The 24,063-nt window shown below is 61.9% G+C and carries 19 protein-coding genes and 1 pseudogene; 15 read left to right on the top strand and 5 right to left on the bottom strand.

What is annotated here, in order from left to right; translation table 11 throughout:
• Positions 1–569 precede the first annotated feature (569 nt).
• The 4 genes and pseudogenes from ACFIQF_RS09730 to ACFIQF_RS09715 all read left to right on the top strand — a co-directional run bounded on the left by ACFIQF_RS09730 (position 570) and on the right by ACFIQF_RS09715 (position 5,694).
• A complete protein-coding gene (locus tag ACFIQF_RS09730) occupies positions 570–2,336 on the top strand; it encodes an MBG domain-containing protein (RefSeq protein ID WP_393942341.1) in 1,767 nt (588 codons plus the stop codon).
• Positions 2,337–2,962: 626 nt separating this feature from the next.
• Entirely contained in the window at positions 2,963–3,442 is a 480-nt protein-coding gene (locus tag ACFIQF_RS09725) for a Kelch repeat-containing protein (protein ID WP_393942630.1), read from the top strand.
• A pseudogene (locus ACFIQF_RS09720) lies at positions 3,364–4,080 on the top strand (Kelch repeat-containing protein); the annotation flags it as partial. The gene ACFIQF_RS09725 and the pseudogene ACFIQF_RS09720, both read left to right, overlap by 79 nt.
• 45 nt (positions 4,081–4,125) lie before the next feature.
• On the top strand, positions 4,126–5,694 hold the full coding sequence (locus ACFIQF_RS09715; RefSeq protein WP_393942339.1) for an Ig-like domain repeat protein: 1,569 nt from the start codon (positions 4,126–4,128) through the stop codon (positions 5,692–5,694).
• 237 nt (positions 5,695–5,931) lie between these two features.
• Here ACFIQF_RS09715 and ACFIQF_RS09710 read toward each other — a convergent pair whose 3' ends face one another.
• A complete protein-coding gene (locus ACFIQF_RS09710; protein WP_393942337.1) occupies positions 5,932–6,264 on the bottom strand; it encodes a hypothetical protein in 333 nt (110 codons plus the stop codon).
• Between the two features lie 422 nt (positions 6,265–6,686).
• Here ACFIQF_RS09710 and ACFIQF_RS09705 point away from each other — a divergent pair, with 422 nt between their 5' ends.
• Both ACFIQF_RS09705 and ACFIQF_RS09700 read left to right on the top strand, forming a co-directional pair.
• Complete coding sequence (locus tag ACFIQF_RS09705; protein ID WP_393942336.1) at positions 6,687–7,190, top strand: MgtC/SapB family protein; 504 nt, start codon at positions 6,687–6,689, stop codon at positions 7,188–7,190.
• Positions 7,191–7,542: 352 nt separating this feature from the next.
• On the top strand, positions 7,543–9,900 hold the full coding sequence (locus tag ACFIQF_RS09700) for a midcut-by-XrtH protein (protein WP_393942334.1): 2,358 nt from the start codon (positions 7,543–7,545) through the stop codon (positions 9,898–9,900).
• Positions 9,901–10,146: 246 nt separating this feature from the next.
• On the opposite strand, the gene ACFIQF_RS09695 is transcribed toward ACFIQF_RS09700, so the two are convergent.
• Complete coding sequence (locus ACFIQF_RS09695; RefSeq protein WP_393942332.1) at positions 10,147–10,647, bottom strand: hypothetical protein; 501 nt, start codon at positions 10,645–10,647, stop codon at positions 10,147–10,149.
• 118 nt (positions 10,648–10,765) lie between these two features.
• Positions 10,766–11,101 carry a hypothetical protein gene (locus ACFIQF_RS09690; RefSeq protein ID WP_393942331.1) on the bottom strand — a complete coding sequence of 112 codons (336 nt, stop codon included), beginning with the start codon at positions 11,099–11,101 and terminating at the stop codon, positions 10,766–10,768.
• Positions 11,102–11,333: 232 nt separating this feature from the next.
• Between ACFIQF_RS09690 and ACFIQF_RS09685 the strand changes: the two genes are divergently transcribed.
• Positions 11,334–12,638: a TIGR03862 family flavoprotein gene (locus tag ACFIQF_RS09685; protein WP_393942329.1), complete on the top strand. Its 1,305-nt coding sequence runs from the start codon at positions 11,334–11,336 to the stop codon at positions 12,636–12,638.
• A 14-nt stretch (positions 12,639–12,652) separates the two neighbouring features.
• On the opposite strand, the gene ACFIQF_RS09680 is transcribed toward ACFIQF_RS09685, so the two are convergent.
• Positions 12,653–13,687 carry a D-cysteine desulfhydrase family protein gene (locus ACFIQF_RS09680; RefSeq protein WP_393942326.1) on the bottom strand — a complete coding sequence of 345 codons (1,035 nt, stop codon included), beginning with the start codon at positions 13,685–13,687 and terminating at the stop codon, positions 12,653–12,655.
• Between the two features lie 87 nt (positions 13,688–13,774).
• Positions 13,775–14,410 (bottom strand): GntR family transcriptional regulator, encoded by a 636-nt coding sequence (locus ACFIQF_RS09675; RefSeq protein ID WP_393942324.1) that lies wholly within the window; start codon positions 14,408–14,410, stop codon positions 13,775–13,777.
• A 131-nt stretch (positions 14,411–14,541) separates the two neighbouring features.
• Between ACFIQF_RS09675 and scpA the strand changes: the two genes are divergently transcribed.
• The 8 genes from scpA (at position 14,542) to accC (ending at position 23,960) form a co-directional block, all read left to right on the top strand.
• Positions 14,542–16,716, top strand: coding sequence for a methylmalonyl-CoA mutase (scpA, locus tag ACFIQF_RS09670; protein ID WP_393942322.1), 2,175 nt, complete (start codon positions 14,542–14,544; stop codon positions 16,714–16,716).
• A 5-nt stretch (positions 16,717–16,721) separates the two neighbouring features.
• Complete coding sequence (locus ACFIQF_RS09665) at positions 16,722–16,949, top strand: hypothetical protein (RefSeq protein ID WP_393942320.1); 228 nt, start codon at positions 16,722–16,724, stop codon at positions 16,947–16,949.
• The gene (locus ACFIQF_RS09660) at positions 16,946–17,404 is read left to right on the top strand and encodes a GNAT family N-acetyltransferase (RefSeq protein WP_393942318.1); all 459 of its coding nucleotides are present in this window, start codon (positions 16,946–16,948) and stop codon (positions 17,402–17,404) included. The genes ACFIQF_RS09665 and ACFIQF_RS09660 overlap by 4 nt, the downstream gene beginning before the upstream one ends.
• Before the next feature lie 80 nt (positions 17,405–17,484).
• Complete coding sequence (meaB, locus tag ACFIQF_RS09655; protein WP_393942316.1) at positions 17,485–18,555, top strand: methylmalonyl Co-A mutase-associated GTPase MeaB; 1,071 nt, start codon at positions 17,485–17,487, stop codon at positions 18,553–18,555.
• A 47-nt stretch (positions 18,556–18,602) separates the two neighbouring features.
• Entirely contained in the window at positions 18,603–20,138 is a 1,536-nt protein-coding gene (locus ACFIQF_RS09650; RefSeq protein WP_393942314.1) for an acyl-CoA carboxylase subunit beta, read from the top strand.
• A 22-nt stretch (positions 20,139–20,160) separates the two neighbouring features.
• Positions 20,161–20,877: a hypothetical protein gene (locus ACFIQF_RS09645; protein ID WP_393942312.1), complete on the top strand. Its 717-nt coding sequence runs from the start codon at positions 20,161–20,163 to the stop codon at positions 20,875–20,877.
• A gap of 65 nt (positions 20,878–20,942) precedes the next feature.
• Entirely contained in the window at positions 20,943–21,860 is a 918-nt protein-coding gene (locus ACFIQF_RS09640) for a hypothetical protein (protein WP_393942310.1), read from the top strand.
• A 51-nt stretch (positions 21,861–21,911) separates the two neighbouring features.
• Positions 21,912–23,960, top strand: a complete 2,049-nt coding sequence (gene accC / locus ACFIQF_RS09635) for an acetyl-CoA carboxylase biotin carboxylase subunit (RefSeq protein ID WP_393942309.1) — start codon at positions 21,912–21,914, stop codon at positions 23,958–23,960.
• The last annotated feature ends 103 nt before the right edge of the window (positions 23,961–24,063 follow it).

Here is a 24,063-nt window from a genome sequence, read left to right as displayed (position 1 = left end):
GCATCACGGGAACCACGGTGCTGGACGGGTTCAGTGTGGTTCGAGGATTGGCGACACAGGCAATGGTGGCTTTCCCCGATCAACTCGCAGGCGGGGGCATGTATTGCAATGGATCGGGTGCCAACCACGAATGCAGTCCCCGTATGAACAATTTGGTGTTTAGCGATAACAGAGCAAATGGTTCAGCTGCACTTGCAGGCGCTTTGTTCAACGAGGCTGGCAACCACGGGACGAGCAGCCCCAGCATCACGAATTCACTTTTTGAGGGTAATTCAGCTGCAGGGGGAGGCGGAGCGGTGGTGAACAGCGCCAATCCATCTGGTAATAGCAGCCCCTCCTTTACCAACGTAACTTTTCTGAATAATTCTGCGGCTTCCGGCTACGGTGGTGCTGTAGTCAACAACGGGGCTTACGGCACCAGTAACGCCAACGTCAGCAATTCCACCTTTTCTGGCAACTCGGCAAAATATGGGGGTGCGGTTACCAATAATTCCTCAACGGGAAACAAGTATTCCGGCAACATTTTTTGGGGAAATACTGCGACTGAGGAAGGTGCAGAGGTTTATAACTTGCGCGGTGGAAGCGCCACGTTCAGCAACAATATTCTGCAAGGCTCGGGCGGTTCTGCAAATTGGTTAGCAGATTTAGGAACGGATGGGGGCGGCAATCTGGACAGTGATCCCAAACTTGGCCCACTGCAAGACAACGGCGGCCCCACGCAAACCATGCTGCCCGGTGTGGGCGGTTCTGCCATTGATGCCTACGCTTGCACGCCACTGACACCTGCGGCCGATCAGCGTGGTGTGGCAAGGCCGCAGAGCGCGCAGTGCGACGCAGGTGCTGTCGAGCTGGGTCTGTACCCGCTGACCGTTAGCCTCACCGGTACAGGCAATGTTCAGCTGGACACCCCGCCCAAGGGGGCCAGCACGGCGCCCGCATGCCCCACCGACAACTGCAGCGCCTTGGCTTATTTTGAAAGCCAGCTTGTCACACTCACCGCCAGCCCGGCAAGCCCTGCCGGTTCGGCCTTTACAGGCTGGAGCGGCGATGCCTGCGCTGGCAGCACTAGCCCTGGCTGCAGCGTAACGGTCAATGCGGCCAAAACCGTTACCGCTACGTTCAGTGCCTTTAGCGTCACCGCGCCCAGCACACTCACCACAACCTACGGTACGGCCTACAACCAAGCGGCTAGTGCCACGGGTGGTGCAGGTACGTTGAGCTTCAGCGCGCCCGCCAGCACACCAGCGGGGTTGAGTGTTGACAGCACAGGCAATATCTCTGCAGCCAACACGCTTGCCGCCGGCACTTACACCATCGACATCACAGCCACCGACAGCAATGGCGCAAGCACACTGCCGGTCTCCGTCAACGTTACGGTCAACCCCGCACCACTCACCATCACAGCGAACAATGCCAGCATGGTGTACGGGCAAGCGCTGCCTGCATTTACGGTGAGCTACAGCGGTTGGGTGAATGGAGATACTGCTGCTTCATTGAACCCGCCTCCTGCTGTCACCACAACCGCAACGGCAGCATCGCCCGTTGGCAGCTACCCCATTACGGCAAATGGTGCACTCAACGCCAATTACACCATCGCCTACGCGCCGGGCACGCTCACCATTGGCCAGGCTGGGCAAACGCTGGCTATCACATCCACAGCGCCTGCCAATGCCAAGGTGGGTGGCAGCTACACGGTCACCACCAGCGGTGGTGGCTCTACCCAGCCGGTGGTGCTGAGCGTGAGCGGCGATGCCTGTTCGCTGGCGGGATCGGTCGTGAGCTTCGATACGGTTGGTACTTGCGTCATCACTGCGAACCAGGCGGGGGACGGCAATTTCACCGCAGCGCAGCCCGTCAGCCAAACGGTGAAGGTTGGGCAAGCGGCATCGGTCATCACCGTCGAATCCTCGCACAACCCATCGCTGCCGGGCCAAGAGGTGACCTTCAGCATTGCTGTGGTGCCCGATTCCACCAAGAGCCTGCAAGCGCAAAGCAGCCAGGCCAAGGCAGCGCCTGTGCCCACGGGTACCGTCACTTTGACCGATGGCGCCACAACGCTCGGCACCGCGCCGCTGGACGGCAGTGGCAAGGCTACGCTGGCGGTTACCTCGTTGACTACACCAGGCGCGCACAACATTGTGGCGAGCTACAGCGGCGATGCGAGCTTTCCCGCAGCTCAAAGTGCCGTCTGGATCCAAACCGTAAACGCTGCGTCCGTATCTGCACCCACGCCTGTGCCCAGCTTGAGCAACCTGGCTCTGGTGCTGCTAAGCGCCATGGCCGCCGGCTTTGGAGGCTTGGCCCTGCGTTTGCGCCGTAAGACCGCACAGGCATAAACGGCCGTCAACCATTGATGCAAGCCACCTTCGGGTGGCTTGGTTGTATATGGGCGGCGCATGTGTTGGTGTTAGCTGTTGGTACTGACGCGCTGGCGCTTACAGGATGGGCTGCTCGGCATGGCTGGGCGTGCCAGGGCGAAGGCTTACGACTTGTCCGCCCAGGGTTTCAGAGGGCCACAAAACGGCCGAGCGCAGTAGGCGTCGGCAGTTGGCGCAGTTCGACCCGTGGGATGAGCGGTTGGGGGTGCGTTATTGAAGGGTGGGCCGCAACCTGGGCGAGCTGGCCCGCCAGTAAGATATCAGCGAGCGCGGCCTGCGCAAGCTGATCAGCCGCGTGCGTGAGCGCAGCGCAGCGGCCAACAAGTCAGCGAATCACGATTTGTTTTGAGGCGGAGGCAGGTAGCCGAGTTCTGTTCTGGGAGCCGGTCTGCAGGCCGGTGATGGGGCGTGAGGTGGCGGAGGTCCGCTGGCGGCCAATACCAGTCCTTCACCAACCCGCTCCTAAAGCAGACCTTGGAGTCCTAACCACTGTATGAACATCCAATAGTACAAATGGTCTATTGCTTGTTTCAATTTGTTCTGTGTGTAATTCGATAACTACCACCGTGGTTCTTCCCATCGCGATGAACCACTTCAGCATTTGCCATGAAGAGGGGTTATCGATGCAGTTCACTACGCACAGCTTGGTTCAAGGGCACGTACCTGGGCGAGCCAGAGCGCTGATGCGCTGGTGTTTGCTTTTTTTCGTGTGGGGAGCGATGTTCCTGGGCCTTGGCGCTCAGGCCCGAAGCTTTCATGCTGCTGCGAGCATGGCGGGTGCGCGGGACTCACACACGGCGACGCTGCTGGCGGACGGTAGGGTGCTGGTCACGGGGGGAGACAACAATGGCGCTCTAGCGACGTCCGAGTTGTATGACCCAGCCAGCAATAGCTGGAGCGCGGGGGGTAATCTGAAGACGGCTCGGATTGCTCACACCGCGACGCTGCTGTCCGATGGCAAGGTGCTGGTCACGGGGGGCGCAACGGCACCGTTGAACTCACGAGCGCGGAAGTGTATGACCCGGCCAGCAACAGCTGGAGCACGGTGGGCAATCTCGCATTAGGTCGTTATGCGCACACTGCGACGCTGCTGTCAGATGGCAAGGTGCTGGTCGCGGGGGGGCGCGGCAGCCAAGTTATCACCAATAGCTCGGAGGTGTATGACCCGGCCACTAAAAGCTGGAGTGCAGCGGGCAAATTGACAATAGCACGGCACTCGCACACTGCAACTCTGCTGCCAGATGGCAAGGTGCTGGTCACGGGGGGGGACCTCGGCGGCCCCAGTTCTGCGAGCGTGGAGGTGTATGACCCGGCCAGCAACAGCTGGAGCACCGCGAGCAGTATGTCAGCGGTTCGGTATGGTCACACGGCGACGCTGCTGGCTGATGGCCGGGTGCTGGTCGCGGGGGGAGTACGTAACTCCGGTTTTCTCGCGAGCGCGGAGCTGTATGACCCGGCCAGCAACAGCTGGAGCGTGTCAGGGGCTATGTCGCGATCTCGCGGCTTGCACACAGCGACGCTGCTACCGGATGGCATGGTGCTGGTCATAGGAGGATATGCTTCCTATCCTTCAAGCGATTGGCCCTTTGCGGAGTTGTTCGACCCAGCTCTTAATGTCTGGAACTGGGGTACTGCGCTAAAAAAACAAGCCTTGCACACTGCAACGCTACTTCCGGGAAGCCAGGTGCTGATCACGGGGGGATGGAATGGCAGCGCTTCTATCGCAAGCGTGGATATATACAAGCACATGTGGATCCAAGCCGACGCTCCTACGGGAGTCTCAGCTCTGGCCGGAGACGGTTCCGTTGCGGTGAGCTGGACCGCATCGGCCAGCGGCAACGGCAGCGACATCACGAGCTATACGGTGTATGCCTATGCGCCTGGTACAACCAGCCCTGTCTTGGGCCAATGCAGCAGTAAGGCAAGCGTTTTCTACCCTTATGATGTTGACACCACCTGTACAGTGGACAACCTCACCAACAACACGCCATATGTGTTCACCGTGGTGGCAAACAACTCAGCAGGCCCAAGTGCCGAATCAGCGCCCAGCGCAGCGGCCACGCCGCTGGCTGGACTCACGCTGCTGGCACCTTTCATCGCCAGGGTCGGCGAAGCGTTCCACTTGCCCTTGCCCGCCAGTGGTGGTACTGGCAACTACAGCTTTGCGCTGCATTCGGGCACATTGCCTGCAGGCTTGAGCCTGATCGGGGCGGCCATCACTGGCACCCCCACGACTGCCACAGCGACTGCGATCAACCTCACAGTTCGTGTGACCGATACAGGCAACAGCAACAGCGCCACCAACACCAGAGATGTGACGTTTTCCATCGCTGTGGCCAAGGGCAGCCAGAATATCCAGTTCACCAGCACCGTCCCCACGGGTGCCAAGGTGGGCAGCAACTACACCATAGCTGCCACCGGTGGCGCATCGGGCAATGCGGTGACCTTTGCGATAGATGCCAGCGCCACTAGCGTGTGCTCCATTGCGGGCAACATGGTGAGCTTCAACGCCAAGGGCAACTGCGTGGTGACAGCCAGCCAGTTGGGCAATGCGAACTACGAGGATGCGCCAGCGCCTACGCCGCAGACTATTGCGGTGGGCAAGATTAGCCAGACCATCCAGTTCACCAGCACCGTCCCCACGGGTGCCAAGGTGGGAGGAAAGTACACCGTCGCTGCCACCGGCGGCGCATCGGGCAATGCGGTGACGTTTGCAATTGACGCCAGCGCCAGCAGCGTGTGCTCCATCGCAGGCAGCGTGGTGAGTTTCAACGCCAAGGGCAACTGTGTGGTCACGGCCAGTCAGTTGGGCAATGCGGATTACGAGGATGCAACAGCGCCTACGCCGCAGACCATCGCCGTAGGCCAGACCGGCACGGGCGTGGTGGTGACTTCCAGCGCCAACCCCTCCAAGCCGGGTGACGAGGTAAGCTTTACCGTTACAGTGACGCCCGACGCCAGCAAATCCGCCCAGCTGCAGACCAAGGCAGCCTCCGTGCCCACGGGCACCATCACCGTGACCGACAACGGCACCCCGCTGGGCACGGCGACCTTGGTGAACGGCAGCGCTACGCTGAAGGTGACAACGCTGACCACGCCAGGAGCGCACACCATCATCGCCAGCTACAGCGGCGACGCCAACAACGCAGCGGCACAAAGTGCAGCATTCACACAAACAGTGTCGGCTGCAGTGGTGCTTGCAGAACCTACGCCGGTGCCATCACTGGGTGCTTTGGCCATCGTGCTGCTGAACCTGGCCGCCGCAGCGTTGGGGGCATTGGGCCTGCGCTGGAGAAGAACCTCGATCCAGGCTTAAGCGCTTGACGCCCCCAATCACCAGGCCACCTTCGGGTGGCTTGGTGGTGTATGGGGTGGCGCAGAGGGTGAATGGCTGTTTTGGCCCGGCGTTAACTGTCGCAACGGGTCGGGAGCTGCAAGCCAACAGGGCTCATACCAGCGCAATCCTGAAAGCAGCTCCACCTGCACAACACAAATCCCGCGTGGTTTGCAACCAGGCGGGATTTTTTCAGGGTGTTGGTATTAGCGGGCTGGCTCAGCGCAAGGGCTGGGCTGCCTGGTGGGCGGCGCGGGTTTGGTCGTTCACCCTGTCGAGCAGCTCGCCCGCATTGGCGGCCATGGTGACGATGGCTTCCGCCAGGCCGCTGCGCAGGTAGTCGCCCAAGACGAGGGCGGTGTCGCTATAGTCCTCGCCGGTTTCTGCCACCAGCACGCGGGCTGCTGCTTCTATGCCGCGCAGGCTGCGGGCCAGGCTGGCGGCTTGGTGGCTTTGGAGGCGCAAGCTGTAGGTAAAACCGGCCACCGTATGGGCGTGGGCGGCGGCGTGCAGGTCAAACGGCTGGGGATCGTCGCGCAGGGTATCGCTCATTGAGCACCTCCCGTTGTCTTTGCGAGGTGGCCAAGCAGGCCGTGCGAGAGGCTGGCGCTGCGGTGAGGGTGGTCCATAGGTTTCATGGTTCCATGCTCCATTGAGAGACTTGGAGCCACCCGCTTGTGTTCTTACGCACAAACGGGTGGACGGGATGTTAAGAACACGTCCAATGCCGTGCGGGCAGCCTCACGGACAGCCCCATCCCGTCCGAAACCGGCGAGCGCAAGCATGGCCTGCGCCCAAGTATTCAGACGTGACAAAGCCTCGCTAACGGGGAGGCTGCACCGCACTGGTTGGGGTGTTCTTACGCACCAGCCCCTGTACGGGGGGCTGGGGGAATTATCGCATGGACCGTCCTACATAAGAGGGGCGAGCGAGGCGCTAGCATCGGGCCACCATATTTACAGGAGCCATGTGCCATGAGCGCCACCGATTCCGCTGCCGCCATCATCTGGAACACCATCGCCAAAGAGCTGTCGGACCTGCCCGATCTGGAGCAGGCCACGCGCGTTGTCTTCAAGTTGGTGCTGGCTGCGCTGTTGGGTGGTTTGCTGGGTTTTGAGCGCGAGGCCAGTGGCAAATCTGCCGGGCTGCGTACCCATATGCTGGTGGCCATGGGCGCGGCCATGTTCATGACGATTGCGCTGTTGCTGGGCGTGACGCCGCAAGAGTCGAGCCGGGTGATTCAGGGCGTGATCGCAGGCGTGGGCTTTCTGGGCGCGGGCGCGATTCTCAAATCGAGCAAAGGTGGTGAGGAAGATGTGAAAGGCCTCACAACGGCGGCCGGCATCTGGTTTACCGCCGCGATTGGCGTAGCCGTGGGCGTGGGCGAGGAGTCGGCCGCCATTTTTTGCACCGTGATTGCGCTGGTGGTGTTGATGGTGGTGCCCTGGCTGACCAAGGAGCGCCCGGCTAAAAAGTAGGGATGCTTGGCGTTTTTGTTTTCGATTCAATCGTTTGCGCTGAGCACGCGGGGGATGCCAGCAGGCAAAAAACTCCAGGATTCGCCTCCACCGAGGAGCAGGCTGCTTCCGCTGCCGGTGCTTGTGGGTGGGCCACTGTGGCCCAGAGTCTGTGGGCATGCACAGCCCCATTGTTTTTACGTTCACCCTGAGCGCATCCGCAGTCAAACGGGGGCTTGAACCGGCTTCTCATAAGGCTGGATGAATTTGCCGTGGTGCACACGTGCCGTTGCTTCAAACAAGTAAACAAGTGTTAGATTGCGGGTGTTTCCTTTCCTGTGAAGGCGGCCGACTTGCTGCTGCAAAAACACCTATGACTTACACCGTTTCTGCCCGGCTGTCAGCCGTGGGTACAGCCGCCGTAGCGGGGCTTTTGGCAGGCGCTGCGCAGGCCCAAACCATCACTACGGCCCCCGTCGCCATGGCAGTGGCTGCTGGCCCGGTGCCGGTCCCTGCCGGGCATGCGCTGACCTGGCTGCTGCTGATGGCCGTGCTGGTGCTGGGCCTGGTGGCCATGTTGCGCTGCATGGGCGTGTCTTTGCACACCTTGCGCAGTGCGGCTTTGGGTGCTGCCATGTTGGCGCTGAGCGCTTCTGCGCTGTGGGGAGACAAGGTGCTGGCGCAGTTGCAGTTGTTACAACTGCAATTTACCCAAGACGGCGGTGAGACGCTGAATGTGCCGGTGCAGGCGCTGCAGACCGCAGGCGTCATCACCGGCTTTGTGCCTGTGGAATTCAGCAACGCAAGCAGCAAGCCCTTGCTGATCAAAAGCATCACCATGCCGACCTGGCAAGCCTGCTTTCCGGCAGGTGCCCCCGCCGTACCGGTGACCACGGCGTCGCCGCCTACAGCGACGCCATGCACGGTGGGTAACCAGGTGGATGTGGGCAAAGCCTGCCAGGTGGATGTAGCCCAGTTGTGTGCCGATGCCATCGCCGCGCTGCAAGGGGCTGGGCCCTCTGTAGTGGTGGCGGATAGCGCCTCTGTGAATGAAGGGCAGACCGTGGCGGGCAACGTATTGAGCAACGACAGCGATGCCGATGGCGCCTTGCTGGTGGCCAGCTATGGGGTGGATGGCGTGCGCTACATGGCGGGCAGTGCTGCCAGTGCGCCAACGCTGGGCAGTTTTAGCTTGCAGGCAGATGGCGCATTTTCTTTTACGGCGGCCAAGCCGTTTCCCGCTGCTGACTTGGTAGTGAACTACCGCACCCATACGGGCGCCGAGGGGCTGTTGACCGTCACGGTCAACCGAACGCCCCATGCCGTGAGTGATAGCGCGCTAACCACGGCTGGCACTGCTGTGTCGATTCCCGTGTTGGTCAATGACAGTGATCCCGATGGAGACACGCTCAGCATCCAATCGCATAGCTCTGGTGCACACGGCAGTGTGGCTGTGGACGGTAGCAGCAAGCTGCTGTATACGCCCACTGCAGGCTATCAGGGCACCGACAGCTTCAGCTACACCATCAGCGATGGCAAGGGCCTGACGGCAACAGCCAGCGTGAACGTGACGATCAACGCCGCCCCAGTGGTGAACACAGCGCCCATCGCTAACGACGATGCGGCTGTTGTGACAGAGAACAGCTCCGTAACCATCGCGGTGCGCGCCAACGACACCGACGCGGAGGGCGACGCGCTGACCGTGATAGGCGTGACACAGGGCGCTAATGGCAGCGTGGTGACCGATGCCGTCTCCGGCAACCCGATCTACACGCCCAATAGCGGCTTCAGCGGCACCGACAGCTTCAGCTACACAATCACCGATGGCAAGGGCCTCACGGCAACAGCCAGCGTGAACGTGACGGTCAACGCCGCCCCGGTGGTGAACACGGCGCCCATTGCCAACGACGATACGGCTGTTGTGACCGAGAACAGCTCGGTAACCATCGCAGTGCGCGCCAACGACACCGACGCGGACGGCGACGCGCTTACCGTAGTAGGCGTGACACAGGGCGCCAATGGCAGCGTGGTGACCGATTCCGTCACCGGCAACCCGATCTACTCGCCCAACAGTGGTTTCAGCGGCACCGACTACTTTAGCTACACCATTGACGACGGCCATGGTGGAACGGCGACGGCTACAGTGACGATCACGGTCAACAATGGCAACGATTCGCCTGTCACCACGAACCTGTCGCTCTATTCGCATACCGCGACGGCCATGAGTGGCGTGGTGAGCGCGACTGACCCAGATGGTGACCAGTTGTCGTATTTGGTCAGCGTGGCACCCAGTCATGGAACGGTGGTCCTCAACGCGGCTACGGGGGCATTCACCTATGTGCCGGAGGCGAATTTCCTGGGGCAGGATAGTTTTGACGTCACCGTGAGTGATGGACATGGTGGGACGGCCATTTCCAAAGTGACATTGGTGATGGGCGGCAATCGGCAGCCGGCACCGGTCGATGACTACCTAGCGACATCGAAGAACACAGCCCTGACCATTCCGTTGGTGACCTTGACGGCCAATGACTCAGATCCGGATGGTGACCAGCTGTTTGTGTCTTCTGCCGTAGGCCCATCGCGTGGTTCTCTGTACTTTATAAGCGGAAATCTGGTTTTCATGCCAGAGGCAGACTTTGTGGGACAGGCCAACTTCACTTATCTTGTGAGCGATGGACAGGGCGGCACAAACTCCGCCATGGTGTACATCATCGTGAACGGCAGCCCTTAGCGCATGTTTACGAATTCCTCACGCCGCGATAGCGGCTTTACGAAGTAGCGCGTTCATTGCTACTGCTGGCGGTGGGTAGTGCAAACATCCTCCATGCGGCTGTGCTTGCGTAGCGAAAAGCTACTGTCCACCAAGGTCGCCCTGACTTCGGAGGCGACGGCAGCTCAATAGGGCGGCGAAGAGATCGTGAACATGCGCTATGAACTCAAGCACCATGGGCGCAATGGGCCGCGCCTTGCGGCGCTGTCAGAGCATTGCCCCAAGGATCTCTGCGTTTTCTTCCGTGCTGGCAAACGCGTCCGGAGCGGCGTAGCCGCCTTCGGGGGGCGAGAGCAGGGGCGCCACGTTCAGCATGGTTTGTGTTGCGGCTTTGGCGCGCAGACCGTACAGGGCACGACATAGCTCTTTGCGTGCTTGCAGGTAGGAGGCCTCATGTTCAGCATTGGGGAAGCTATGGGCAGCCGGCCGCTGCACCAGTTGCCAGGCGTAGGCGGGAACGCCTTCTTGCACCCAAAAATCCAACAGCGCTGCTTCGGGTGTTGGCGAATAGTCCGGGCCGCGGTGGAACATTTGGCGCTGTCCGCTTTCGCCCCAGCAATACCAGGAGAAGGGCGCTGACTCGTCTGTGGGCGAGAAATACAGCACCACGGTCGACTTCATGGCTTGGCCTTGGTAGCGGCAGTGGCAGGAGGCCAGGGCGTAGCAATGGTCGTTGTCGTCTTGGAGGTGGAAGCGCTCTGTGTTCATGGCATTCGTCAGTGTTTGGCCGCGCAATTTGGCAAAGGCATAACCATGCCACAAACCTGCCAGCGTTTTGCAGGCAAAGAAAAACCACCCGCAGGTGGTCATTGCCAGGCGGCACTTGTCACGAGGCGCTTTTGGGCATGTTCTTCATTTGATCGCAAGATTGCTTTTGCCGCTCCGCCGGGGCGGTGGCCCATTGCTTTTTGAAGTCGCCAGCGGCTTGCGCGTAGAGTTTGTCGTATTCGGCGGCGCTGATTTTGAGATCGGCGATGGCGGACGATTTTTGTTTGGCCTTGGCGGCGTCGATCTCGCTGGCGCTCTGGTGTTTGCAGGCCAGCGCCATTTCGTTCAGGCCGGCAGACATTTGCACAATGCCTGCAGCGGTGGCGTTGGGTACATCGGCCGCGTGTGCGGCGCCAAGGGTCAGGGTGAGGGCCAAGGCTGTTGTGAGTTTCATGCATGTATCTCCTTGGGGCGCACTATAAGTGACGGTTCTGGCTGAGCGGTCTGCCGTTTGACATTGGTAGCGCAATTTACGCGGTGCTACGTATGGGCTGCGGTGGCCGCACGCCTGATCGCAGGGTAATGAAAATGGCTGCAATCCACCCACGCTGTACCGCGTTTGCCCCCGAGGGCTTTGCCCTTGGTGTAAGGTTCGCCCCCTTGTTGTTTTGTGAATCGCTTTGGCCATGACGCTGTCTGCACCTTCCCCCGCTGCTATTGATGTTGCTGTTGTCGGCGCTGGCCCGGCCGGCCTGATGGCGGCGCAGCGCCTGGCGCAGCAAGGTTTGCGGGTGACGGTGTTCGACGGCAGCGCCTCGGTGGGACGCAAGTTTTTGCTGGCCGGGCGCGGCGGGCTGAACCTGACGCACTCCGAGCCCATGGCGCCTTTTGTCAGCCGCTATGGCGCGCAGCAGGCCGTGGTGGGCGATTGGCTGCAGAGCTTTGGCGCCCAGCAGGTGCAAGATTGGGCGCACGGCCTGGGCATTGAGACTTTTGTGGGCACCTCGGGCCGCGTTTTTCCCAAAGATTTGAAGGCTGCGCCGCTGCTGCGTGCCTGGCTTGCAGCCATGCGCAGTGACGGCGTTCGCTTTGCCATGCGCCACCGCTGGCTGGGCTGGGCAGAGTCTGGCGCACTGCGCTTTGCCACGCCCGATGGCGAAACCACGCTGCACGCACCGGCCACGGTGCTGGCACTGGGCGGCGGCAGCTGGGCGCGTTTGGGGTCAGACGGCGCCTGGGTGCCGCTGCTGCAGCAAGCGGGCGTGCAGGTGAACGCTTTGCAGCCCAGCAATTGCGGTTTTGTGGTGCGCATGCAGGGTGCCAGCGATGGCTCGGCGGGGGCCGACGGCTGGACGCCGTTTTTTGCCAGCAAGTTTGCGGGCCAGCCTTTCAAATCGGTCGCCATCCGTTTTGACGACGGCAGCGGCCAGATTTTTGAGCGCAAGGGCGAGTTTGTGGCGACGGCGAGCGGCGTGGAGGGCAGTTTGGTGTATGCCGTGTCTGCACCGTTGCGCAACGCTATTGCGCAGCACGGCAGCGCTACTTTCACGGTAGATTTGTTGCCCAACCACAGCGCCGAGCGCGTGCTGGCCGAGGTGCGCCACCCACGCGGTTCGCGCAGCCTGGCCAGCCATTTGAAGGGCCGCTTGGGGTTGGACGGCATCAAGGCCGCGCTGCTGTTTGAGGTGCTGGGCAAAGACGGCATGCACGACGCCGAGCGCCTGGCCGCCACCATCAAAGCCGCGCCCATTACCGTGACCGCCACCAGCCCGCTGGACGAAGCCATCAGCACCGCCGGCGGCGTGGCTTTCTCCGCCTTGACCGAGGGGCTGATGTGCCAAGCACAGCCCGGCGTGTTCTGCGCCGGCGAAATGCTGGATTGGGAAGCGCCTACTGGCGGCTATTTGCTGACAGCCGCTTTCGCCAGCGGTGTGCGCGCTGCGCAGGGTGTAGCGCAATACCTGGCGCAAGACCACGGCGTGGCGGCCTGAGAGCGCAGCCAATATCAGGCCGCGCCCACTTCCGGGTAGGCCGATATTGCTGCCGCGCCGCCCGTGTGCAAAAACACAATATTGCGCAGGCCGGCAAAGCGCCCGGTTTGCAAAGCTTGCAGCAAGCCGGCAAAGCCTTTGCCGGTGTAGACCGGGTCCAGCACCAAGCCTTCTTGGCGGGCGGCCAGCAGTACAGCGGCTTCGGTAGCCGCGTTGGGTATGCCGTAATGCGGGCCGCGCAGGCTGTCGTCCACCTCTATGCTGGCATGGCTAGCGGTGCTTGCTGGTAAGCCCAAGATCTGCGCCGCCTCGGCCAGCGCGTTGTGCACGCGGGTTCGCACAATATCGGCCGTTGGCCCCACGCTGATGCCCAGCAATTGGCCTTGCCAGCCCGCCAGCTGAGCGCCCAATACCAAACTGGCCTGTGTGCCGCCGCTGCCGCTGGCGAGCACAATCGCATCGAGCGGTTCGCCCAGCGTTTGCATTTGCGCTTGCAGCTCGGCAAACGCGCTGGCATAGCCCAGCGAGCCCATGCCGTTGGAGCCGCCCATCGGTATGACATATGGCTTTGCGCCTTGGCGGCGCAGATCACTAGCCAGTTGCTCGCAAGCTGCGGCTGCGTCTTGCGTGCCATCCAGCTCTTGCACTTGCGCGCCCAGAATGCGGCACAACTGGGTGTTGCCAACGCGGGTGTAGTGGGCGCTGCGCTCGGGCACCGAATCGGTCAACACCAGGTGGCAAGCCAGGCCGGCCGATGCCGCAGCAGCCGCCACTTGGCGGGCGTGGTTGGATTGCAGCGCGCCAGTGCTGATGAGCGTGTCGCAGCCATGGGCCAGCGCGTCGCCCAGCAAATATTCGAGCTTGCGGGTTTTGTTACCACCGGTGGCGAGGCCGGTGCAGTCGTCGCGCTTGGCCCAGATGGCCGGGCCACCCAGTTGCCGGGAAATCCGGCGCAGCGGCTGCAAAGGCGTGGGCAAAAAGCCCAGCGCGCTACGGGGCAGGGCGGCGAGACGGGTGAGTGCGGCAGCGTGGTGGGTAGTGGCAGACATGGAGAGCAGGCTCGCGGATAGCAGAAGTGAGCGAGCGTAGCACTGCCGTTGCGGGGCGGCACCAAATGGTGGTGCGGTCAGGCTGCGTTAGACGGCAGCCGCCAGCCCGTTCTTGAAGTGCAGTTTGACGCAAGCCTGCGCTGCCTCGGCTTTGCGGGCGGCCAGGGCGGCCATCAGGTCGCGGTGCTCTTGCAGCGATTCTTCGACCCGGCCCGATTTGAAGAGCGAGTTGTGGCGGTTGAGCTTCATCACCTTGCGCAGGTCGGCCACCATTTGGCTAAGCCATTTGTTGTTGAGCATTTCCAGCACGCGCATGTGAAAGCGCTCGTTGGCGCTGAAGAATTCGTCTCGGTCGGCTACGGCGGCTTCCAGTGCGTCGTGCAGGGCTTGCAGCTCGGTAATTTGCTCATCAGTGGCGGCGCGGGCCAGCTCTGAGGCGGCGTCGCTTTCGAGCAGGGCGAGCAGGTGGTAGACCTGCAGCAGATCGGTTTGCGAGACTTCGGTGACGTAGGCGCCGCGGCGCAGCTTCATGGTCACCAGGCCTTCGGTGGCCAGTACTTTGAGCGCTTCGCGCAGGGGCGTGCGGCTAATGCCGAATTCTTCGGCAATCTTGAGTTCGTCTATCCAGCTGCCGGGCTTGAGCTGGTGCGCAAATATGCGTTGCCGCAGCAGTTCGGCAACTTCTTCGTACAGGGCGCGCGGGGCGAGGGTGGCTTTGTTCATGTTTGGCCCATATTGTACAAAAAAAGTCTGAAATTCAAAATTTTGCATTCATAATTATGAATAATATGTGCACTTGCAACATGGCCTGAGATAGGTCAACATGCGTTTCATTACGATACCGAGCTTGAGACATGACTGATTCTGCAAAGCAAAACACCGCTTCCGAGTTTCCGCAGGCCGATCTGGCCGCCTGGCAGAAAGCCGCTGCCAAGTCTGCCCCCGGTGGCGATGTGGGCGCGCTGGACTGGGTGACGCCCGACGGAATCACCGTCAAGCCGCTGTACACGGCAGCGGATACGGCCGATTTGCCGTTTGCCGATACCTTGCCCGGTTTTGCGCCGTATCTGCGCGGCCCACAGGCCACGATGTACGCCGTGCGCCCCTGGACGATCCGCCAGTACGCAGGTTTTTCTACGGCTGAAGAGTCGAACGCTTTCTACCGCAAGGCGCTGGCCGCCGGCGGCCAAGGCGTTTCGGTGGCTTTTGACCTGGCCACGCACCGCGGCTACGACAGCGACCATCCCCGCGTGACGGGCGACGTGGGTAAGGCCGGCGTGGCGATTGATTCGGTTGAAGACATGAAGATTTTGTTCAACGAGATTCCGTTGGACAAGGTGTCGGTCTCGATGACGATGAACGGCGCCGTGTTGCCCGTGCTGGCCGGCTACGTGGTGGCGGCCGAGGAGCAGGGCGTCTCGCAAGACCAGCTCTCGGGAACCATTCAGAACGACATTCTGAAAGAGTTCATGGTGCGCAACACCTACATCTATCCGCCCAAGCCGTCGATGAAGATCATTGGCGACATCATCGAGTACACGAGCCAGAACATGCCCAAGTTCAACTCGATCTCGATCAGCGGCTACCACATGCAAGAGGCCGGCGCCAACCAGGCGCTGGAGCTGGCTTTCACGCTGGCCGACGGCAAGGAGTACGTGAAGACCGCCATCGCCAAGGGCATGGACGTGGATGCGTTTGCCGGCCGCCTGTCGTTCTTCTGGGCCGTGGGCATGAACTTCTACCTGGAGATCGCCAAGATGCGTGCCGCCCGCCTGCTGTGGTGCCGCATCATGAAGGGTTTTGACGCCAAGAACCCCAAGAGCCTGATGCTGCGCACGCACAGCCAGACCAGCGGCTGGAGCCTGACCGAGCAAGACCCGTACAACAACGTGGTGCGCACCACCATCGAGGCCATGGCAGCCGTGTTCGGCGGCACGCAAAGCCTGCACACCAACGCGCTCGATGAAGCGATTGCACTGCCTACCGAGTTCAGCGCCCGCATTGCGCGCAACACGCAGCTGATCATTCAGGAAGAGACGCACATCACCAACGTGATCGACCCATGGGCCGGCAGCTACCTGATGGAAAAGCTCACCCAGGACATGGCCGACGCGGCTTGGAAGATCATCGAAGAGGTCGACGCCATGGGCGGCATGACCCAGGCCGTGGACAGCGGCTGGGCCAAGCTCAAGATCGAGGCTGCCGCCGCTGAGAAACAGGCGCGCATTGATTCGGGCAAGGAAGTGATCGTTGGCGTGAACAAGTACAAGCTCGCCAAGGAAGACCCGGTCGATATCCTCGAAGTGGACAACGTGAAGGTGCGCGACAGCCAGATTGCGCGCCTCAACAGCATCAAGGCCAGCCGCGATGCCAAGGCCGTGGCGCAAGCGCTGCAAGCTTTGAGCGACGCGGCCGAATCCGGCCAGGGCAACCTGCTGGATCTGGCTATCAAGGCCGTGCGCCTGCGCGCCACGGTGGGTGAAGTCTCCGACGCGCTGGAAAAGGCCTTTGGCCGCCACCGCGCCGATACGCAAAAGGTGACCGGTGTGTACGCTGCCGCTTACGACTCGGCCGAAGGCTGGGACAAGCTCAAGGAAGAGATCGCTGCTTTCGCCGACACCGAAGGCCGCCGCCCCCGCGTGATGATCGCCAAGCTCGGCCAGGACGGCCACGACCGTGGCGCCAAGGTGGTGGCGACCGCCTTTGCTGACCTGGGTTACGACGTGGACATGGGCCCGCTGTTCCAGACGCCCGAAGAGTGCGCCCGCCAGGCGATTGAGAACGACGTGCACGCGGTGGGCGTTTCCACGCTGGCCGCCGGCCACAAGACCTTGGTGCCCGCCATTATTGCCGAGCTCAAGAAGCAGGGCGCAGACGACATCATCGTCTTCGTCGGCGGCGTGGTCCCCGCGCAAGATTACGACTACCTGTACAGCGCCGGCGTGAAGGGCGTGTACGGCCCAGGTACCCCGATCCCGGCCAGCGCCAAAGATGTGCTGGAGCAGATCAAGAAGGCGGTAGCAGCTTAATCGGTATGAGCAAACCCGACAAGCAGCGGCCTTTTGGGCAAGACTACTTGCTGGCGTTTGTCATGATGTTTCTAGAGCCGGTACTTGGAATTGCGTGGCTGTATGGGCTTTACCGCGTATTTATCTTGCCCACTTGGCTGCAGGTCTTGCTAGGTTTGGGTATTTGGGCAGCAGCAGGCTACGGCATTTACCGACTGCATCAAAAGATGAAAAAGGGTCTGGAAAAAGAATGAACCTCTCCCTCGCTCCCGTCTCCGCAGTCGATTTCGAAGCGCTGTTTGACCTGCGCATTGCCGCCATGCGCGAGAGTCTGGAGCGATTGGGCATTTTCAACCTGGACCACGCCCGCAAGCGCTTCCAAGGCCAGTTTGACCCGCAGTACATGCAGCACATTTGCGTGGATGCGGGTGATGGCCAAGGCCCGCAGCGTGCCGGTTTGCTGACGGTGGTGCCGTACCACGACGGCCGCACCAAGCTGCAGCACCTGTACCTGCTGCCTGCGTATCAGAACCGCAAGATTGGCGACTGGGCCATGCAGCAGCTGCAAAAACAGGCGCGGCGCGAAGGCAAAACCGTGTGGCTGGAAGTGCTCAATAAGAGCGATGCCATCCGTTTTTACGAGCGCCATGGTTTTGTGCAGACCGGTGGCGATGCCATCGATTTGATTTACGAATGGGCGCCAGCCTGAGCGGCTGGCAGCGACAGGAAAGTGAGAAAAATGCAGGAGACCAGCGCGCAGCGCTACGCAGCCAAGAAAGCGGCACAGGCATGAGTGCAGAGATTGCCGAGCGCGTAGCCGCCATCACGCAAAGCAGCCAGCCGGCGCAGCAGCGCCGCGCCATGGCCAAGGCGATTACTTTGCTGGAATCAACCCGCAACGACCACCGGGCGCAGGGCGACGAGCTGCTGACGGCGCTGCTGCCGCATACCGGCCGCTCGTTCCGCCTGGGCATCAGCGGCGTGCCGGGCGTGGGCAAATCCACCTTTATCGAAACGTTGGGCCTGTTCCTGATTGGCAAAGGCTTGCGCGTGGCGGTGCTGGCGATTGACCCTTCGTCCACCGTCTCGGGCGGCTCGATTTTGGGCGACAAAACACGCATGGAGCAGTTGTCGATGCGGCCCGAGGCGTATATCCGCCCCAGCCCTTCGAGCGGCACCCTGGGCGGCGTGGCCGAGAAAACCCGCGAAGCCATGCTGGTGTGCGAGGCCGCCGGTTACGACGTGGTGATTGTCGAGACCGTGGGCGTGGGCCAGAGCGAGATTGCCGTGCACGGCATGAGCGATATGTTCTGCGTGCTGCAATTGCCCAATGCGGGCGACGATTTGCAGGCCATCAAAAAAGGCGTGATGGAGTTGGCCGACCTGGTGGTGATCAACAAGGCCGATATCGACCCCAACGCCGCCACCCGCGCACAAGCACAAATTACGTCCAGCCTGCGCCTCTTGGGCATGCACGGCAACCCCGATCACGCCAACAGCGGTGCGCTGTGGCAGCCGCGTGTGGTGCAGATCAGTGCCTTGCTGGGCCAGGGCGTGGAAGGTTTTTGGGAAGCCGTCAGCAGCTACCGCGAGCTGCAGACCGCCAATGGCCGCCTGGCCTTGCGCCGCGAAAAGCAGGCCCTGGCCTGGATGTGGGAGCGCATTGACCATGGCCTGAAACTGGCTTTCCGCGCCCACCCGGCGGTGCGCGATATGCTGCCGCAGGTGCAGCGCGAGGTAGCCGATGGGCGCTTGGCGGCATCCACCGCCGCCAGAAATTTGTTGGCTGCGCAGGCCGGGCCCGCCGGGCTTGCGCCAGCCGACGCGATCAAGAGTAAACCGGAAGGCCCAGGGCGCTGAGCCCGGGCCGGACACAGAGACAACCAGCTAGCTTCAGAGGACAGCACATGCAAGACGATATCTTGGTACAACTGGAGAAAAAGCGCGAACTCGCCCGCCTGGGCGGAGGCCAGAAGCGCATCGATGCCCAGCACAAAAAGGGCAAGCTCACCGCGCGCGAGCGCATCGAGCTGCTGCTGGACGACGGCACTTTTGAAGAGTGGGACATGTTCGTCGAGCACCGTTGCACCGACTTCGGCATGGAAAACACCAAGATCCCCGGCGACGGCGTGGTCACCGGCTACGGCATGATCAATGGCCGCCTGGTGTTTGTGTTCAGCCAGGATTTCACGGTGTTCGGCGGCGCGCTGTCCGAAACCCATGCCGAGAAGATCTGCAAGGTGATGGACCAGGCCATGAAGGTGGGTGCACCGGTGATCGGCCTCAACGATTCGGGCGGCGCCCGCATTCAGGAAGGCGTGGCCTCGCTCGGCGGCTATGCCGACGTGTTCCAGAAGAACGTGCTGGCCTCGGGCGTGGTGCCGCAGATCTCGATGATCATGGGCCCTTGCGCGGGTGGTGCGGTGTATTCGCCGGCCATGACCGACTTTATCTTCATGGTCAAGGACAGCTCGTACATGTTCGTGACCGGCCCCGAAGTGGTCAAGACCGTGACGCACGAAGAAGTGACGGCCGAAGAGCTGGGCGGCGCTATCACCCACACCAGCAAGAGCGGCGTGGCCGACATGGCGTTTGACAACGACGTGGAAGCACTGATGATGCTGCGCCGTCTGTACAACTACCTGCCGCTGAACAACCGCGAAAAAGCCCCTGTGCGCGAAACCACCGATCCGGTGGGCCGCGCCGACTTGTCGCTCGACACCCTGGTGCCCGAGAACCCGAACAAGCCCTACGACATGCGCGAGCTGATCGTCAAGACCGTGGACGACGGCGATTTCTTCGAGCTGCAGCCCGATTACGCGAAGAACATCTTGATCGGCTTTGCCCGCATGGCCGGCCAGACCGTGGGCATTGTGGCCAACCAGCCGCTGGTGCTGGCAGGCTGCCTGGATATCAAGTCGTCCATCAAGGCAGCGCGTTTTGTGCGCTTCTGCGATGCCTTCAACATCCCCGTGGTGACCTTTGTGGACGTGCCCGGCTTCATGCCCGGTACCAGCCAGGAGTACGGCGGCATCATCAAGCACGGCGCCAAGCTGCTGTACGCCTACGCCGAGTGCACCGTGCCGAAGATCACCGTCATTACCCGCAAGGCCTACGGCGGCGCGTACGACGTGATGGCTTCCAAGCACTTGCGCGGCGACGTGAACCTGGCTTGGCCGCACGCAGAAATTGCGGTGATGGGTGCCAAGGGCGCGGTGGAGATCATCTTCCGCGAAGACAAGAACGACCCGGTGAAGCTCGCCGCCCGCGAGGCCGAGTACAAAGAGCGCTTTGCCAACCCGTTTGTGGCCGGCGCCCGTGGCTTTATCGACGACGTGATCCAGCCGCACGAAACGCGCAAGCGCATCTGCCGCAGCCTGGAAATGCTCAAGAACAAGCAGCTGGAAAATCCGTGGCGCAAGCACGGCAATATTCCGCTGTAAGCCACAGATAGCAGGCACCGGCATGCGCACTTCCATGGTTTCTGTTGCAACAGCTGCGGTTCTGGCTTGGGGCCAGAGCGGCAGCTATGCGCAGGCGCTAAGCACGGCGGCTGTACCCGCCCCGGCCTTGCCAGAAATGGCATCGAAGGGCGTGCAGTGCCAGCTGGTGGAAGAGGCCTTGTTCGCTTTGGTGCAGATTGGCTCCAACGACGGCCCGGATTCGCTGGCAGTGCAAAGCCTGCAGCAAGCCCGCGCAGAGATGCAGCCCGAGGCCTTGCGCTTGTACCAAACGCTGGCGCAAAGTTTTCGTGGCAGCGATGCCTACGACAATGGCGCCGAGGCATATGCGGCAGCAGTCGGCATGTATGTAGACCGTGCTTTGCGCGCTTGCGCACAAGCCTGGTTTCCGCAGGCCGATGCGCAGCGGGTGAACGCCTGCGTCAACGCCAATTTGGCGGGCGCTGCAGCCAGCCAAGGCAAGCGGCGCGATGGGTCGGTGGCGAAAGCCCTGCAATCGGCACAGAAAGCAGCCCCGGTGGGCGAGGAGCTGGCGCAGAAAGTGGTGGAGTATTTTTACCGCTATCCCGCCAGCGCTTACGAGCAGCAGGGCGCTACCCGCATCAGCGGCGGCGCCAAAGAGCAATGCTTGAACGGCCAATGGCCAGTGACGGTGGTAGCTCCAGCCTCAGCACCTGCAACGCCTGTATCGCCGGTAATGCCAGTGCATTCCAGTCAGTAACCCCTAAACCCAGAAAAGCCACCATGCCACATTGCCAGCGCCTCCGCCAAGCACACAGCCGCCGTATGGCGCCTGTGTTGCTGGCCTGCGCGCTGCTGGCGGGCGGCTTGCCTGTTGGGGCGCAGCCGCGTGCCAGCCAGGTTTTGGCAGGCAACAATGTGCTGCTGGATCTAGGCCCGCTGGCTGATGCGGAAGGGCGCGGCGGCCGTTTGTGGGTAGAGGCCAGTGCGCAGGGCGAGCAACCCGCCAACATTTGCAAGCCCAAGGCTTTGCATGTGCTGGTGGATGTACACACGCCGCTGGGCATGGAATCGGTAGCACGCCAATGGCTGCAAGCCGCGCATCACCAGTGGCAGCGGGCTTGCCCGGGCAATGCGGCGCGGGCCGTGGGCCTGGTGCGCTTGGCGCTGTACGCCGGCTTTGAGCTGGTGCCCGATGCCGATGGCAACTTGCCACAGGCCACGGTGCGAGCCACGGCTTCGCTGCAAGGGCAGGAGCTGCTGTTCCAGCAGTACAGCAACAACGCCGCCGCTTTGCAGCGCCAAAAGGCCAGCGAGCCCGAGCAGCGCAAAGAGTACAGCGCCAACGCCCACCGCCTGCAGGCGCTGCAGCGCAAGTACGAGGCGCGCCGCGTGGTTGATCTGCAAACGCTGGACAAAGGCCTCACGCGCTGGCAAGGCCAGGTGGTACTGGTAGGCGTGCGGCCAGAGCGGGTGTTGTCGCGCAAAGCGGCCACCGTGCGGGCTGCGCACCGTGAAGGCTGGGACGTGACCGAGGCATTGGCCGAGGGCAACGAGATTGCCAAATGGGGCAAGGAAAGCCGCATGCTGGCAGCCAAGGTACATGGCCGCTCGATCGACGTGCGCACGCAAGACCGCGTGGTGCTGCAGGTGCTGGGCAGCCAAGCCTGCGCCGAACCCGATTGTGAAGACTATCTGCTCCTGCCCGGAGGGCAATGGGCACATGACAAGGCGCTGCCCTGAAGCAGGGCGGCAAAGATTGGTTGAAAAATTTATTTGAGAGACGGAAGCACTATGTTCACTAAGATCTTGATCGCTAACCGGGGTGAAATCGCGTGCCGCGTGATCGCCACCGCCCGCAAGATGGGCATCCAGACGGTCGCCGTGTACTCGGACGCCGACAAGGACGCCCGCCATGTGAAACTGGCTGACGAGGCCGTGCACATTGGTGCTGCGCCCAGCCGCGAATCCTATCTGGTGGCAGACCGCATCATCGCTGCCTGCAAGCAGACCGGCGCGCAAGCCGTGCACCCCGGTTACGGCTTTTTGAGCGAGAACGAAGCCTTCGCCAAGCGTTGCGAAGACGAAGGCATTGCCTTCATCGGCCCCAAGGCGCATTCGATTGCCGCCATGGGCGACAAGATTGCCTCCAAAAAGCTGGCGGGCGAGGCCAAGGTCAACACCATCCCCGGCTACAACGACGCTATTGAGAACGCAGAAAAAGCGGTCGGCATTGCCCAAGGCATTGGCTACCCGGTGATGATCAAGGCATCGGCCGGCGGCGGCGGCAAGGGCTTGCGTGTGGCCTACAACGACAAGGAAGCGCTGGAAGGCTTTACCGCCTGCCAGAACGAAGCGCGCAACAGCTTTGGCGACGACCGCATCTTCATCGAGAAGTTTGTGCAAGAGCCGCGCCACATTGAAATCCAGATTCTGGGCGACAGCCACGGCAACGTGGTGTACCTGAACGAGCGCGAGTGCTCGATCCAGCGCCGCCACCAGAAGGTGATTGAAGAGGCGCCTTCGCCCTTCATCAGCGACTCCACGCGCAAAGCCATGGGCGAGCAGGCCGTGGCTCTGGCCAAGGCCGTGCAATACCAAAGCGCCGGCACGGTGGAGTTTGTGGTGGGCAAGGACCAGGATTTCTACTTCCTGGAAATGAACACCCGCCTGCAGGTGGAACACCCGGTGACCGAGTGCATCACCGGCCTCGATCTGGTCGAGCAGATGATCCGCGTGGCCGCTGGCGAAAAGCTGTCGTTCACGCAAGCCGATGTCAAGCGCGAGGGCTGGGCGATCGAGTGCCGCATCAACGCGGAAGACCCATTCCGTAACTTCCTGCCATCGACCGGCCGCCTGGTGCGCTTCCAGCCCCCTGAGCAAACCATGTGGCAAGCCGACACCGAGCACCTGCACGGCGTGCGCGTGGACACCGGCGTGTTTGAGGGCGGCGAGATCCCGATGTTCTACGACTCGATGATCGCCAAGCTCATCGTGCACGGCAAGGACCGCGAGGAAGCCATCGCCAAGATGCGCGAAGCGCTCAACGGCTTTGCCATCCGCGGCATCAGCTCGAACATTCCTTTCCAGGCTGCGCTGCTGGCTCACCCCAAGTTTGTCTCGGGCCAGTTCAACACCGGCTTCATCGCCGAGCACTACAGCCACGGCTTCCATGCCGAAGATGTGCCGCACGCCGACCCTGAGTTTCTGGTGGCGCTGGCCATGTTCCGCAACCGCCGCTACCGCGCGCGTGCATCCACCATCAGCGGCCAAATGCAAGGCCACCAGCTGCAAGTGGGCCACAGCTACACCGCCGTGGTGCTGGGTGCCGAAGGCCAGCACCAGTACGTGAGCGGCGAGGTGACCGATTTTGACGCGCAAGCCCGCGTGTGCAAGGTCGTCATCAACGGCAAAACCTACGAGCTGCGCAGCAACTCCGACATCCGCGATCTGGTGGTGCGCGGCACCTGCGACGGCAAGCCCTTCGTCTGCCAGATCGAGCGCGGCACGCCCAAGAACCCGCTGGCGCTGCGCGTGATCCACAACGGCACGCAGATGGACGTGCTGGTGCTCTCCAACCTGGGCGCCGACCTGTACAAGCTGATGCCTTACAAGGCACCGCCCGACATGTCGAAGTTCCTGCTCTCGCCCATGCCCGGCCTGCTGGTGGACGTGGCCGTGCAGCCCGGCCAGAAGGTACAAGCCGGCGAAAAGCTGGCCGTGATCGAAGCCATGAAGATGGAAAACATCCTCTTCGCCAGCCAAGACGGCGTGGTCGGCAAGATCAGCGCCGGCAAGGGCGACTCGCTGGCTGTGGACGACATCATTCTGGAATTCGAATGATCTGACATCGATCTGTTCAGCTGGCGCTGAACCTGCACAAATCACCCGCTGCTAACACCAGCGGGTGTTTTGTTTTTGGTGCAGACATGCGCTTTGGAGCGAC

Origin of the sequence: Comamonas trifloxystrobinivorans (assembly GCF_043359985.1) — a bacterium.
In the GTDB taxonomy this organism is placed as follows: domain Bacteria; phylum Pseudomonadota; class Gammaproteobacteria; order Burkholderiales; family Burkholderiaceae_C; genus Comamonas; species Comamonas trifloxystrobinivorans.
The sequence above is the reverse complement of the archived record's forward strand: the minus strand, read 5'-3'. Positions and strand labels throughout refer to the sequence as shown.